The 14593-nt window shown below is 38.9% G+C and carries 15 protein-coding genes; all 15 read right to left on the bottom strand.

The genetic code is table 11. The annotated features are described in order from the left end of the window. Position 1: 1 nt before the first annotated feature. On the bottom strand, positions 2 to 1054 hold the full coding sequence (locus HOD97_00190; protein MBT4280033.1) for a peptide chain release factor 2: 1053 nt from the start codon (positions 1052 to 1054) through the stop codon (positions 2 to 4). A gap of 126 nt (positions 1055 to 1180) precedes the next feature. Further along, a complete protein-coding gene (locus tag HOD97_00185) occupies positions 1181 to 1960 on the bottom strand; it encodes a TIGR00159 family protein (protein ID MBT4280032.1) in 780 nt (259 codons plus the stop codon). Next, positions 1960 to 2796 (bottom strand): dihydropteroate synthase, encoded by an 837-nt coding sequence (gene folP / locus HOD97_00180; protein MBT4280031.1) that lies wholly within the window; start codon positions 2794 to 2796, stop codon positions 1960 to 1962. Before folP ends, HOD97_00185 begins: the two co-directional genes overlap by 1 nt. A gap of 84 nt (positions 2797 to 2880) precedes the next feature. Then, positions 2881 to 4851, bottom strand: a complete 1971-nt coding sequence (locus tag HOD97_00175; GenBank protein ID MBT4280030.1) for an ATP-dependent metallopeptidase FtsH/Yme1/Tma family protein — start codon at positions 4849 to 4851, stop codon at positions 2881 to 2883. 57 nt (positions 4852 to 4908) lie between these two features. Continuing rightward, the gene (gene hpt / locus HOD97_00170) at positions 4909 to 5439 is read right to left on the bottom strand and encodes a hypoxanthine phosphoribosyltransferase (protein ID MBT4280029.1); all 531 of its coding nucleotides are present in this window, start codon (positions 5437 to 5439) and stop codon (positions 4909 to 4911) included. Positions 5440 to 5449: 10 nt separating this feature from the next. Beyond that, complete coding sequence (gene tilS, locus HOD97_00165) at positions 5450 to 6808, bottom strand: tRNA lysidine(34) synthetase TilS (GenBank protein MBT4280028.1); 1359 nt, start codon at positions 6806 to 6808, stop codon at positions 5450 to 5452. Between the two features lie 10 nt (positions 6809 to 6818). Further along, complete coding sequence (locus HOD97_00160) at positions 6819 to 7763, bottom strand: methylenetetrahydrofolate reductase [NAD(P)H] (protein ID MBT4280027.1); 945 nt, start codon at positions 7761 to 7763, stop codon at positions 6819 to 6821. A gap of 2 nt (positions 7764 to 7765) precedes the next feature. Further along, positions 7766 to 8413, bottom strand: a complete 648-nt coding sequence (locus HOD97_00155) for an MBL fold metallo-hydrolase (protein MBT4280026.1) — start codon at positions 8411 to 8413, stop codon at positions 7766 to 7768. Further along, positions 8410 to 9474: a hypothetical protein gene (locus tag HOD97_00150; GenBank protein ID MBT4280025.1), complete on the bottom strand. Its 1065-nt coding sequence runs from the start codon at positions 9472 to 9474 to the stop codon at positions 8410 to 8412. Before HOD97_00150 ends, HOD97_00155 begins: the two co-directional genes overlap by 4 nt. A 117-nt stretch (positions 9475 to 9591) precedes the next feature. Beyond that, positions 9592 to 10266 carry a cytochrome c biogenesis protein CcsA gene (ccsA, locus tag HOD97_00145; protein MBT4280024.1) on the bottom strand — a complete coding sequence of 225 codons (675 nt, stop codon included), beginning with the start codon at positions 10264 to 10266 and terminating at the stop codon, positions 9592 to 9594. Continuing rightward, on the bottom strand, positions 10266 to 10928 hold the full coding sequence (locus HOD97_00140) for an ABC transporter permease (protein MBT4280023.1): 663 nt from the start codon (positions 10926 to 10928) through the stop codon (positions 10266 to 10268). The genes ccsA and HOD97_00140 overlap by 1 nt, the downstream gene beginning before the upstream one ends. Beyond that, positions 10928 to 11539 (bottom strand): ABC transporter ATP-binding protein, encoded by a 612-nt coding sequence (locus HOD97_00135; GenBank protein ID MBT4280022.1) that lies wholly within the window; start codon positions 11537 to 11539, stop codon positions 10928 to 10930. The genes HOD97_00140 and HOD97_00135 overlap by 1 nt, the downstream gene beginning before the upstream one ends. A gap of 2 nt (positions 11540 to 11541) precedes the next feature. Next, complete coding sequence (locus tag HOD97_00130; GenBank protein ID MBT4280021.1) at positions 11542 to 11820, bottom strand: hypothetical protein; 279 nt, start codon at positions 11818 to 11820, stop codon at positions 11542 to 11544. Beyond that, complete coding sequence (locus HOD97_00125; GenBank protein ID MBT4280020.1) at positions 11817 to 13784, bottom strand: heme lyase CcmF/NrfE family subunit; 1968 nt, start codon at positions 13782 to 13784, stop codon at positions 11817 to 11819. Before HOD97_00125 ends, HOD97_00130 begins: the two co-directional genes overlap by 4 nt. Beyond that, complete coding sequence (locus tag HOD97_00120; protein ID MBT4280019.1) at positions 13781 to 14215, bottom strand: cytochrome c maturation protein CcmE; 435 nt, start codon at positions 14213 to 14215, stop codon at positions 13781 to 13783. The genes HOD97_00125 and HOD97_00120 overlap by 4 nt, the downstream gene beginning before the upstream one ends. Positions 14216 to 14593 lie beyond the last annotated feature (378 nt).

Here is a 14593-nt window from a genome sequence, read left to right as displayed (position 1 = left end):
TTTATCCCGTTAATTTTTTCTGATGTTCTGAAACTTCACTCATTAAAAATGTTCTCATAAATCGGTCAAGGTCGCCGTCCATAACAGCCTGCGCATTCCCAGTTTCTTCCTTAGTTCGATGATCCTTTACCATCATATAAGGATGAAATACGTACGACCTGATTTGGCTTCCCCAGCCAATATCTTTTTTCTCGCCTTCCAATTCCTTCATTGCTTCTTTTTCTTTTTCCAATTCAAGTTGGTACAATCGTGACTTCAACACTTTCATCGCCTGCGATTTATTTTTATGCTGAGATCGTTCATTTTGGCACGTAGCCACGATGCCGGTTGGCACATGTGTAATCCTGACAGCGGAATCCGTCCTATTTACATGTTGTCCGCCCGCGCCGCTGGCACGATACGTGTCGATCCGGAGTTCGTTTGGATCAATGTCAATTTCAATTTCTTCATCTATAGATGGATACACAAATACCGATGCAAATGATGTATGTCGTTTATGATTCGAATCAAAGGGTGAAATACGAACAAGGCGGTGAATCCCTGCTTCGGATTTAAGTAACCCATACGCAAAATCACCTTTAACTTCAAATGTTACATCCTTAATACCTGCTTCGTCACCTGTTTGATAACTCAAGACATTTTTGGAGAAGTCTTTTTTCTCAATCCACCGCGTGTACATTCTGTAAAGCATGTCAGCCCAATCCTGACTTTCTGTTCCGCCGGCACCGGGATGAATGGTAACAATGGCATCTTTATCATCCTGCTCGCCGCTAAGCAACAGTCTTAGTTCAAGATCGTCTACGCGGGTAGTAAATTTTTTGAGTTCTGCGCTCACTTCTTCAGATGTTGATTCACCTGCATCTCCAAATTCGAACAAGACTTCAATATCATCATTCAATAGATTCAGGTTTTGCCAAAGTTCAATTTCTTTTTCAATTCGGGATATTTGTTTTAGTGTACCGGAAGCTTTGGCATTATTTGACCAAAAATCCGTTTTAAGAGATAATTCACGGTGTTTTTTTAAATTCGACTGCAAAGCATCCAAGTCAAAGATACCTCCTAAACTCTAGATAGCGTTCCCGGGTGTTTTGAAAAACTTCTTTTAGTTCTGATAAATCCATAGGACGAATCTACACCTCTTTTCGAATAACTGAAAAACCGATTAAAAGTTTATGGTTATTCAATCACCGGACGAAATGAACAGGCGTTCATTTAGGTATTTCCGGAAATCCATTTCATTCATATTAAGTTTTACGAATCGGCCTTCTTCGGCAACAGTCACATTTTTCTTTTCTTCGGATACAACAATCACTATTGCGTCTGTTTCTTCACTTAGTCCAAGGGCGGCACGGTGACGTGTTCCCATTTCCGGATCAATCATTTTACTTTCGGTAAGCGGTAAAATACAGGAGGCAGCTTCGATTATATTATTTTGAAGAATGATCGCACCATCGTGAAGCGGTGAAGTGGGATTAAAAATGGAAACAAGCAACGGTGCAGATACTTCTGCTTTCAACGGAGTACCCGCTTCTTTATAGGTTCTGAGCCCGGTTTCTCGCTGAACCACAATGAGGGCGCCCCAACCCTTTTTCATAAGGGACTGAGATGCCTCAACAAGAGATTCAATGGTACGACTTGACCCTACGCGGAAAATTTTCTGAAAAAACCGAGTTTGACCTACATAAATAAGAAGCCGCCGTAACTCCGGCTGGAACAATATTACAAACGCAACTACCCAAACTGTTTGAAATTGATTAACAAGCCATGATGATGCGCTTAATCCAAATGCATTAAACAAAAACGATATGATAAGCAAAATAATCAAACCTACCAGCATCTGACCTGCACGAGTCCCGTGAAAATATAGGTACACTTTGTAAAAAAGCCAGCTAACGAGCGCAAGGTCAATCACATCCATAAATGTGACTGATAAAAAACCGATGTTAAATATTTCTATCATTAGGCAATGCCCCGTATATGATCTGCAATTGTGGCAACCCGTTTCATTTCTTTTACATCATGAACTCGCACAATATTGGCGCCATTCAAAATGCCGGCGGTTACTGCAGCAGACGTACCCTCCATCCGATTTTGCTCGGAAAGATCTAATGCAATCCCAAGAAATGATTTACGTGAAGGACCGACGAGAATGGGTTTTCCTAGAGATAAAAAAGTGTTTAACCGTCTCAGTAGTTTAAAATTATCATCGGGTGTTTTCCCAAAGCCTATACCCGGATCAACAATTATCATATCTGAACTTACACCATCTTGTACGGCGGCATCAATTTGGTTTTGTAAAAATGATGCAATATCGTTAATCATATTACGATAGGTTGGGTCAATTTGCATTGTTTTGGGTGAACCTTTCATGTGCATAATTACAACAGGTACGGATCTTTCTGCCACCACTTTCCTCATCTCCCCCGACCTTAACCCATTCACATCATTTACCATTCCTGATCCGGCATTTAATGCAGCTGAAACAACTTCATGTTTCATGGAATCAATTGAAATAAGACAATTTGATTTTTTCCTGATTCCCTTAATAACAGGAATGACACGATTTAATTCCTCTTCCACCAAAACAATATCCGAACCAGGACGCGTAGATTCACCACCAATATCAAGAATGTCGGCGCCCTCTTCGATGAGGGACAATCCGTGGGCAACTGCTTTTTCAGGCTCGATGTATTTCCCGCCGTCGCTAAATGAATCCGGGGTAACATTCACAATCCCCATTACAAGAGAAGGTTTATTGTCCAATTGGATCCATGATTTAAATTGAGTTTCGTTCATGTTTAAAATTACGAGCGTAAACAGGAATTATTTTGCCTCAAAAAAGATCAATGAAGCTGAAGAAAATAAATAAAAATTGGACTATTATGTTTTTTTAGGGGATTTTTTAACCGAAGGATTTTTCCGCTTACCCGTTTTGGGTTTAGCCGAACCATTTTTAGAACGGCGAATCGATTTACCATCCAATATTTTCTCAATATCAGATGCATCAAGCGTTTCATGCTTCAGGAGTTCTTTTGCCATCGAATGTAGCATGTCCAAATTTTTCAATAAAATCTGATCTGCATTTGATTCTGCTTTTCGAATAATTTTCACAACTTCCTCATCAATCAACGTTGCAGTTTCATCGCTATAATTATGTTGAGAATGAAAATCTCGACCTAAAAATACTTCTTCATTTTTCTTTCCAAAGGTCATGGGGCCTAGTTTTCCACTCATTCCCCATTCGCAAACCATTTTTCGGGCAATGTTGGTTGCTTTCTCAATATCATCTCCTGCGCCGGTAGTCATTTCTTTAAAAATTATCATTTCAGCGGCACGACCACCCATCATAACATTTAACATCCCCTCAATATATTTTTTTCTGTAGGTATGTTGCTCGTTGATAGGAAGCTGCATCGTGAGTCCAAGCGCTTGTCCGCGAGGTATAATCGTCACCTTATGAACAGGATCGGCGCCGGGTGTTTTCATGGCAACCAAAGCGTGTCCAGACTCATGATATGCTGTTAGCTCTTTTTCTTTTTCTGACAAAATAACGCTTTTCCTTTGGACTCCCATCATAACCTTGTCTTTCGCTTCATCAAAATCAGACATATCCACAGATTTCTTCCGCTTTCGTGCAGCCAAAAGTGCTGCTTCATTTACGATATTTGCAAGATCGGCGCCCACTAATCCGGGAGTTCCTTTTGCGAGATCCATTAATTTAACTTTTCTCTTATTTAATACTATTTTTTTTGCGTGGACTTTTAATATACCCAATCGACCCTGCGCATCCGGAACATCAACAACAACTTGCCTGTCAAATCTACCCGGCCGCAGTAATGCGTGGTCTAATACATCAGGACGGTTGGTCGCAGCCATTATTATGATATTTTGATGGGGTTCAAATCCATCCATTTCAACCAGCAATTGATTTAATGTTTGCTCCCGTTCATCATGTCCTCCACCGAGACCAGCACCTCGTTGACGGCCAACAGCGTCTAGTTCATCAATAAAAATAATACAAGGAGCAGTTTTTTTGCCTTCTTCAAAAAGATCCCGAACACGAGACGCACCAACACCAACAAACATCTCCACAAAATCTGCGCCACTTAAACTGTAAAACGGAACACCTGCTTCTCCGGCAACAGCGCGGGCAAGCAATGTCTTTCCTGTCCCCGGGCGGCCGACTAAAAGAACACCTTTAGGAATAGTAGCCCCCAATTTCTGAAAACGGTTTGGTTTCTTCAAAAAATCTATAACTTCATTCAATTCTTCTTTGGCTTCCACACATCCGGCAACATCGTCAAAAGTGACTTTTGGTTTATCAGACGTCCAAATCTTGGCTCTACTTTTGCCAAAATTAAAGATACTTTTCATTCCGCCGCCGCCACCTTGCATCCGTCTCATGAGGAAAATCCAAAATCCTATTATAAGTAGCCATGGTAGGATATTTAAAAAATAGCCTGTCCAGTCAAGGCTTTGTTCCTTAAAAGTGTACTCTACACCATACCCTTCCCATTCTGCCATTACCTCTTTATCTACAAAGGGAAGAATGACTTCAAATTGTGAAATTTCTTTTGATATTCCACTTTCAGTCGTAATTGATTGAGGAGGTGCCAACTCTCCGGTAATGATCTTATCCACTACAGCAACATTTACAATTTTCCTATCTTCAAGAAATTCGCGGTACTGCTTGTAGGTAATTGCAGATTTATTTTGTCCTTCATTGGTAAAAAGATTGGACATAAATAATGCAGCGCTGAATATAAAAACCCAAATCAAAGATGTCCGAGCTGCTCTTTTCCATTGAAACTCGTTTTTTGAATTTTTATTGTGATCCTTCCCGGGCTTCATTGACCCGTTAGGATTGGAATTGTTTTTCTTTTGTTTATTGTCCATTATTGCTTGTCCCTAAATATCTTCTAACCCTTCCTTCAAACGATATATTCCATCGAAGTTCCTATATTTCTGTTCATAATCCAACCCGTAACCTACAACAAATTCAGGAGATATTTCAAACCCGACTATATCTATAGGGAAATCGAGTTTTGCAAGGTCCGGCTTGAGTAAAAATGTAACTAGTGTAAGAGAAGCAGGGTCTGCCTTAGACATCCTTTCTTTTATAAATCCTATCGTCAAGCCCGAATCCACAATATCCTCAACAATAACAACATGTTTCCCGGTAATGTCAGCTGAAATATCTTTTAACAATCTCACTGTACCACTGGATTTCGAACCATGATAGCTAGATAATTTGATAAAATCCAATTCACAATCAATAGAAATCTGACGAATTAAATCAGCCATAAACATGAAACTTCCATTCAAAACTCCTATAAAAATAGGCGTTTCATCCTTGAATTTTTCATCCAATTCGGTGGCAATTTCCTGCACCTTTTCAGCAATTTTATCCGAAGAAATTAGTAGTTCAAATTGATCCATTTCATCTCTCTCACACTTCTGAAAATCCCATTGTTAGTGATACAAATGCTTGTGACTGACGTGTTACCTTCACCTGATTGCTAATTCTCAATCCACAAACCCAAATAATGTCATTCCCCACTTCAAGGACAAGCTGGTTTTCTTTATCAAATCGGTTTATTTTTTCATCCGTCAAAAAATCACTTAATTTTTTAGAATGCTTCATTCCGTATGGCTGAAATCGGTCGCCCGATCTCCAATGTCTTAAAATGGCAGCATTATCTTTGAGCAGGCTTCCATCAATAATCTCAGTCATCGGATTTTTTGAAAATTCCCTTTTAGCAGACGTCCAGTCCCATTCAAAACAAACATCATTTACCTGAATAGATTCTCCCGGATTCATCAGAGTTTTTCCGAAAGAAAATTTTTGGTTTGATAAAATCCAATTGTCTCTATCTCTAAGAAGTCTGAATCCGGACTGCAATGTAAGTATATCTCCAGTGCCAGCGGAAATTAAAAATCTTGAGAGGTCTTTCCATTGGTACTTTCGCCAAGGAGTAACCGAATATCCTGCTAGAGTTTTGATGACTCTTGATTGAATCAGATCCGGCAACGACGAAAGGGAGTTGCACTGAATAACATAATTGCCAGCATTTTGGCAACGAACATTTGAGCTAATAAACTCCGATGTAATCTGGTTCATAAAACGAACCAATTGATCTGATTCTTGGCTGATTGTTACTAAAGAGTCAATGAAATAGGGATCTTTTTCGTCCCACGGTTTTAGGATTTGGTGGCGGATAAAGTTGCGTGGGAAAGATGTGTCAACGTTTGTTTCATCTTCTACATATGGAATAGAATTTTCACGAATATAAGAATCAATTTCGTTCCTATTAAACCGAAGCAACGGTCGAATAATTTCCCCCTGCTTCTCATGAATGCCTCTTAAACCATCTAATCCAGATTTTTGCTGAAGTCTGAACAAAATAGTTTCAGCTTGATCGTTCGCATGATGCGCTGTAACGATGCAATCTCCATTCACAGTCTTGAGTAAATCTCTCAATACTTTATATCGCTCTTCTCTAGCCCATGCTTCTGGACTTTTTTTTCTAACTTTGGTAGAGGGATCAAGTTTCATTCCATGAAAAGGAATTCCCCATTGTACACATTGACTTTCGACAAATTTTGCATCAGCATCGGATAAACCTCGTAAACCATGGTTTACATGTCCGACGTGTAGGGAAAAATGAAACTGTTCTTGTACTAAATTAAGTAAATACAATAATGCCATAGAATCGCGCCCACCGGAAACAGCGACAAGGATCGTGGACCCTGTTCGAATCAAGTTTGATTCTTGAAGATGTTTAAAAAACGAATGATTCAAATCCATACAAATTTTCTTAGAATTGGGATACAATCTCTGTCACTGCTTTTGCAGATGACATGATATAAAAATGAACGCAAGGTACGTTTGCATCAACGAGTTCTTGCACTTGTTGCATAGCCCAGTCAATGCCGGCAGAGGCAATTTCATTTTTTGATTTACCTCGAATCTTCGACTGCAATACTTCCGGAATATCAATATGAAAAATGTCCGGAATAATTTCAAGATGGTTTTCCAGGGTAATAATTTTTATTCCCGGAATGATGGGAACATTTATTCCCGCACTACGAGCACGATCTACAAAATCAAAATAAACTTGATTATCATAAAACATTTGTGTCACAATATAGTCGGCACCCTGATCCACTTTGAGTTTAGTGTACCTTAAATCCGATTCGGGATCAGGAGAATCAAAATGGCATTCCGGATATCCGCTAATACCAATACAAAAATTTGTAGGACTCGAATCATCCAAATCTTCAAGGTATTTTCCTTGATTCAATTTTACAATTTGTTCTACCAAATCTGAGGCATATTTATTTCTACTTCTTTTGTCTGATTTTTTCGGAACTTTCCGAAGATCATCTCCACGGACTGCAAGTACATTGTCAATGCCTAAATAATTTAATTCAATGAGTGCATCTTCAGTTTCTTCTTTCGTAAATCCATTGCAAAGAATGTGCGGAACTGCTTCTACATTATATCTATTTTTAATAGCAGCGCTTAATCCGATAGTGCCTGGGCGCTTCCGTTTAACATGTTTTATTGGATTACTATTCGATCGATTTTCGTAATACACTTCCGCCGACCGGCTTGTCAAATCAATAAATGGTGGATTGTAAGGCATAAGCTGATCAACAAGCGAAAATATCTTTTCTGCACTTCCACCTCGCATGGGCGGCATGATTTCAAAACTGAACAAAGTATTATTCGCATCCTTTAAATATTTGGTCACCTTCATAATCAGGAATCTACATGGCTTAGGATAGGAATTAAAAAGGGGTTTTGTTGCATTTCTAATTTTATAGTTGTCTCCGGACCATGCCCCGAATGCACAACCGTTTCTTGTGAAAAAGTTTTCATTATTTTTATTAAAGACATATTTAATTCATCCCAATCACCACCCGGCAAATCCGTTCTTCCTACAGATCCCGCAAAAAGTGTATCGCCTGAAAATAAGTGTCCCATTATTTCAAAGCAGGTACTTCCTGGCGTATGCCCAGGTGAATGTAGAACTTTCAGAGGAAGATCATTAAAGATGAGATCATTGTCGGAAGTAATCCACTCATCGATATCCGGCTTAGGTTTTGGGTTCAAACCAAAAAAAGAACAGGATTCTTCATATGAGTCTAAAACCGACTTATCGTTCTCATGGAGGTATACCGGGCAATCATAGATTTTTTTAAGATCATACACTGCGCCGATATGATCTAAATGAGCATGGGTGCACACAATAGCAAGCAGTTTTCCAAAGGAATCGATTTCTTTTTGAAGGATATTCGGCTCGTCGCCCGGATCAATAATGATACATTCATTTGACTGTTCCAAGCCAACTAAATACGAATTTTCCTGAAAAGGTCCCGTTGTAACGGGTTGAATAATTAAACTCAAATATTCTGATAAATGAGATGAGAAAGGCACTGGATTTTATCTTCGTACTCATCCGGATAAAGAAACCATTCCGTAGCAGAAATAGAGCTTAAAAGAGAATTTCCATCCTGAGGAGTAAAGCAAAAACCTGTAATTTCGTGATTATTTTTTACATTCATAGTTTGTTCCACAACAACAGTTTCATTCAATATCCTTCCAAAATGTCCATGGTCTCGTCCAAAAGAAAAAACAGTACCAGTCATATCTTTCGACGTAAGCGCAACCAATGGATTTGCTTCCAGTTTATCCATGATTTCATTTAAAGTAGTTGCCTCTTTAACTTTTAAATTGAACCATAAAATATGCATATACTGACTGGGAATTTTCATCGCAGATGAGAATAAGTTTAAATCCAAATCCAATGTCCGAAAAAGAGCCGCTGCATCCTTGGCATGGTGAGAACCATACACTTCATCATTATGTTCATTTACCTGCGGTGATGCAATGGAAGTTTTTTGGCTAATATCTGTTGCTCGCCGGATACATACATAACGCCCTTCAATTAAATTACCTGGGTCTTGTCCATTTAACACTAAAGTGTTCGTGATACAGGATACATTATGCGTGTTACAAGATACAATTTGAATAAACTGATCTTCTCCCTTTACCAAAGATGAATCATTGATTCCCCGTGCATATTTCTTGCCAAACCCATCTTCGCTTCCTTGAGCGATAAACCCTTTACCATCCTTAAACTTTTCATAATATTTGGCCTTATTTTTATGACCAAATCCGCCAGGGGTGCAATCGATTACAACGGAAGCACGCTGAATGGCTTCTTCTGTCTCAAGTTCAGGATGCATTCCTAATTCTGTAAACCTGTCTTTTCGATCATCCAAAACAGCCAGCTTTGCACCCCGACTAACGAGGTCATTCACCTTAGATCTATCCTCACGAAGGGGTGTGTATTTTTGAAAGGTCACTTCATCAATTCCAAGACCTTCCCGATAATCGGTTAAAAGACCGGTTAGCGGTTCGCCAATGGTTCCTGTTCCAACAACATGTACAATTTTTTTACCCATTAATGCTACTCCGATTTATTGTTTATTATATTTTTCTCTTTGATCAATTGGAATATGAACCAACCTAAAATTGTTCCAATCACAATGACTAAAACACTACTAAAATATGGTAGGAATTTATAGATCATTTTTCTCTCGAATACTTTTCAGTGATAAAATATGAATTCTATACCGCAACATAAGGAAATACATTGCAGTGAAACAAAACATTGAAAATAAAAACGGAAGTAAAATGCCGGAAGGTTGGCTAGACATTTCTACCTGAGGATGGGATTGAATGTCTGGAATCCAAAATTTTACAGAAAGAAAAATAATAGGGACATCAACAAATGCAATGATTCCTAGGACTGCCCCCGTTCGAGCGGATCGCTCGGGATAATCTCCAAATGATCGGATCATAAAATATCCCATATATATAAGAAATAAGACCAGCGTAGTGGTTAATCGAGGTTCCCAAATCCAGGCACGTCCCCAAATCGGTTTGGCCCAAATAGGACCGGTAATTAATACAAGGATTAAAAACAAAGTTCCAATTTCTGCTGCAGCGAGCCCCACTCTGTCCCATTTATGATCTTTCTTGGATAAGAATAAAATACCGGCAATCATGACAATAAAATAAGAAAAGAATCCAACCCAAGCGGATGGTACATGAAGATAAAATATCTTCTGAGCCCATTCCTGATCCGGGACCATTGGAGTTCCCCAAATGATTGAATAAAAATTGACAACCATTAGCAAAAAAACTGATCCAGTCCATAGTTGGTTCGATCGGTTTGAAAAGAAAAAATTCATTATTCTTCAGTTATGTGATTAAATAAAGTGTAACCTAGCAAGCCGAATATGATAATAAATGAGGATAAGACAAAGATCCATGTTTCCCATGTGGAGAAAGAAAGCCCTCTCATCCAACCGCTTGTAGATTTTACCGATGCAATCACAACCGGTGATAAAAGAGGGAAAAGTAAAATGGGTACGAGCACATTACTCAGTCGAGATCTCATTGCCAATCCTGAAACAAAACTTCCTAAACACATGATGGACGCATTCCCCAATAAAATAATTCCGATGCCAACTAGAGGATTTGTAGGAATTGTGAATCGTAAAAAAAGAGTAAATGGAATTAATGCAATCAGTACAATTAAGGTCAATACAATCCACCCGCTGATCCATTTTGCAAGGAAAATTAATCCTCGGTCAACAGGTGCCGACAAAAGCATCGAAAAAGCATCAAATTCGCTCTCATATGCAAAAGATCTTTGAAGGCCAAGTACGGACGTAAATAAAACCATAACCCAAAAAAGTCCTGGAGTCATTTCAACAAACCGTCCACTACTTACATTAAATGAAAAAGAGAAACTGACAATCACAACCATACTAAACGCAGCCATTGTTAAAAAGGACTCTTTTGCACGGAATTCCATCAGCAATTCTTTTTTAACTAGGAATGCCAACATTAGGCTTGATTTTCCTTCTGAATATGTCCTCCGCTTAAAATGATCTGCCGCGAAGATAATTCATGTGATCGTGCTTTGTTATGATCAACAAATAAAATAGTTTTCCGTTTTGCAACCCATTCTTTGATTAATGTTTTTGCTAAGGATTGTCCGTCCTCATCAAGGGCATTGAATGGTTCATCAAACAAAAGAAAATCCCAATGTAAAAGGGAACCGATGACAAGTTTTAGGCGCTGCAGCATTCCTTGCGATAATACCCGTGTTGGTTTATGGCTATGATTTCCCAATCCAAAATTTGAAAATGTTTTTTCCATGATGTTTGGATCCAAAGGTTGTTGATGAAGACCCGCAAAAAGTTTCACATTTTCTCGGAGGGACAAACCGGCATATAAGCCGGGCGCATGTCCCATATACAATAAAGGTTTAAAAGAACAGTTTATATCCCCGGCATCCGAGGAAGCAATCCCGGCAATAATTCTGAGTAAGGTCGTTTTACCGGCGCCATTTGGTCCAGCCAATGCAACCGATTCCCCTTTTTGAATTGTAAATGAAATTTCATCTAAAATTGGTTTGTGAAAAAATGATTTTTTAAGATTCCTAACTTCAAGCATCGTTATTTTTTAGGATTCAATTCCGTCATAATATTTGCAACATGCTGTTTTAATTCTTGGCGCATTGCAGAATATTCATCTTCCGGAATCAATCCAAGACCATATTCTAATTCCAGCTCTTTAATTTGCTGATACAAAACCTGTTTTTTTCTCTCATTGGCTTCAAAGGTATTTTGATCTTCCGAAATCATATCTAGCTTTGGAGCAAAAAGTGGCTGAAGGGCAAAACCCACAGGAATCCCAAAAATTATGACAAGTACAATTAAACTAAGTATGGTCATAATAATTGTTTCCCCGGCCATAACGAAATTAATGTTCCGAACACAAGAATGAATCCGCCAATCCAAACCAGCCGGACAAGTGGGTTGATCATAATTTTAAGGAATGCAGTTTCCGTATCTGGATCAACTGCAGAAAACACCGAATAAATATCCTGCTTAATCGTTGAATAAATATCAAGCTCACTATGAGGCTGACGGCGGTCAGGATTTGGATTGTTGTGAAAATATATTCGCTTTTCTGGTTTAAGGCGCGTAATCGTTTTACCTGCTTCATCCTTTACCGTTAAATCCGCTATCCATGCATAATGGTTTGGTCTTTCAGCTTCAGTAATTTTATTCATTCGAAAATGAAATCCCGCAAGATGTTTTTCATCTCCGGCATTCATACTCCATTCGCTTTCCTGATCAAAAGTCTTCCCCGCAAAACCGATAAACATAACCACAATGCCAAGATGGGCAATGTAGCCACCGTATCGACTTCTGTTTCGGATAATAATCTTCGATAACGCAGAAAAAATGGATTCCCTGAGTTTTGCTCGGCGGATGGAAATTGCCCGCCAAAATTCAAGTAGTATTGCAACCGAAACAAACAAGGACAAAGATCCTGTCATTACGTTTGTACCGGATAATCCTAAACCAATTAAAATTATGCCAAATATAAGAGCTGATAAAACCGGAATTGTAAAATTGCGAATAAAACTTTGTTTCGAAGTGCGCCGCCACGCAAGGAGTGGACCAATGCCTGTAAGTAACAAAAGTGCGAGCCCGATTGGAGTGGTAATTTGAATAAAGAAAGGTGGCCCAACCGTTATTTTGGTTCCTTTTACGGCTTCGGTAAGTACAGGAAACATGGTTCCCCAAAATACTGCGAAGCATAAAATAACGAATATGACATTGTTGAATACAAACCCACTTTCCCTGGAAGTAATTGAACCAATTTTCCGATCAGATTTCAAAAGAGAAAAGCGTTTAGCAAATAAGAGAAAAGAGGCAATTAAAATAAAAAATACGAATCCTAAAAATAGTGGTCCCAAAGAAGATTGCGCAAAAGAATGCACAGATGACATAACTCCACTTCGTGTTAAAAATGTTCCAAAAATGACTAGAGCAAACGTGATAATAATCAGAACCATATTCCATGCTTTGAGCATATCTCTTTTTTCCTGGATCAAAATGGAATGAATAAAAGCGGTCCCGGTAAGCCATGGCATAAAAGATGCATTCTCTACAGGATCCCACGCCCAGTATCCACCCCAGCCAAGTTCTTGATATGCCCACCAGCCACCTAAAATAATTCCGATTCCCAAAAACATCCATGTAACCAATGCCCACCTTCTGGAAGCTCTAATCCAAACTGAACCTGTTTCTCCGGTTGCCATGGCAGCAATCGCAAATGCGAAAGGAATCGTAAATCCGATATATCCCAAATACAGCGTGGGTGGATGAATAGCCATTGTGATATTTTGCAATAATGGATTCAGCCCGTTCCCATTTGCTATAATAAAATTTGCTTCGGTCGGTGCAAATGGATTAGATACAAAATTTGTGAGAATTAGAAAAAATCCTTGGACAATACTAAGAACCAGAATAACCCATGGCATCATGGTTTGGTGGCGGTACCGATTTTGGATAATGACAACTCCGGTATACAACGATAAGATAAACAACCAAAAAAGTAGTGAACCTTCCTGTCCGGCCCAAAGCGCTGATATTTTATAAATGTTTGGAGTCTCTAAACTTGTATAATGTGCCACATAGTTGACATCAAAATCGCTGTTTAATAACAGGACTGAAAGAGCAACGGTAGAAAATACTACAAAAAGGCATGTCCCTAACGCTAGCCTCTGCGCCGTCAGGAAAAGACGGTAATCTTTCGTTTTTTCGTAAAAAAGAATTGCGATGCACGAAAGGCAAGCAAACCCCAAAGCGAGGTTTAGAGAAAATCCACCTACGACCGCTGTCATATGTCTAGTTCGTCTAGCTGGTAACTAGATTCATCTCGCAGATCACCTTCATAGCGTGAAGCACACTTTGTCTGAAGATCATCTGCTTCAAAAATATCACCATCAAGCACACCGGTAACTATAACCTCCGCACCATCATCAAAAAGGTCCGGACGAGTTTGAGTATAGTGGACACGAACAATATCTTCACCCTGTGCCAAAGTAAAACGACAGTCTAGTAGATTCTTTTTTCCGATTTGAATTGAACCGGGCTCCACGATTCCACCTAACCGAACTCGGTTTAATCCGGCATCTTCAATATCTTCTAATGAAAGAAATTCAATCATTAGGGATTCCTGAGGATCTGATGCCGTTGATGCACGGTAAATCCAAAATAATGATACTAAAACAATTCCGGTAACAGCCAGAACGATTTTTTTTGATTGGGTCATAATTTTCTCTCTTTATTTAAGATTTTATCAAATGAGCACGACTCACTTACGAGCTATGATTATGTAAATTGGGTTTAAAGTAATCTTAAATATATCAATGTTTTTGCCCTATAAAAAATACTCTTGTGAAATATTTTATTTGGGATATTTAAGTGGTATTGAGGAGTCCGCCGAGGAAGTGCTTGAATTCTAGAATCATTTACCGTAAAATTATTGAGCGAAACAACTGATTTTTGATATGATTTTGATTCCGGTCTAAAAACCGAGCACCCAGGAAACAATAGCAATCATGTGGGCATAACTGCCCCTTGATTACGCTCCTCTGTTTTCTGGGGTTAAATCAAATCGGTTGTTTCGCGATTACCACTTGAGGCGTTT

The organism is Candidatus Neomarinimicrobiota bacterium (assembly GCA_018651745.1).
GTDB lineage: Bacteria > Fidelibacterota > Marinisomatia > Marinisomatales > TCS55 > JAAZYX01.
The sequence above is the reverse complement of the archived record's forward strand: the minus strand, read 5'-3'. Positions and strand labels throughout refer to the sequence as shown.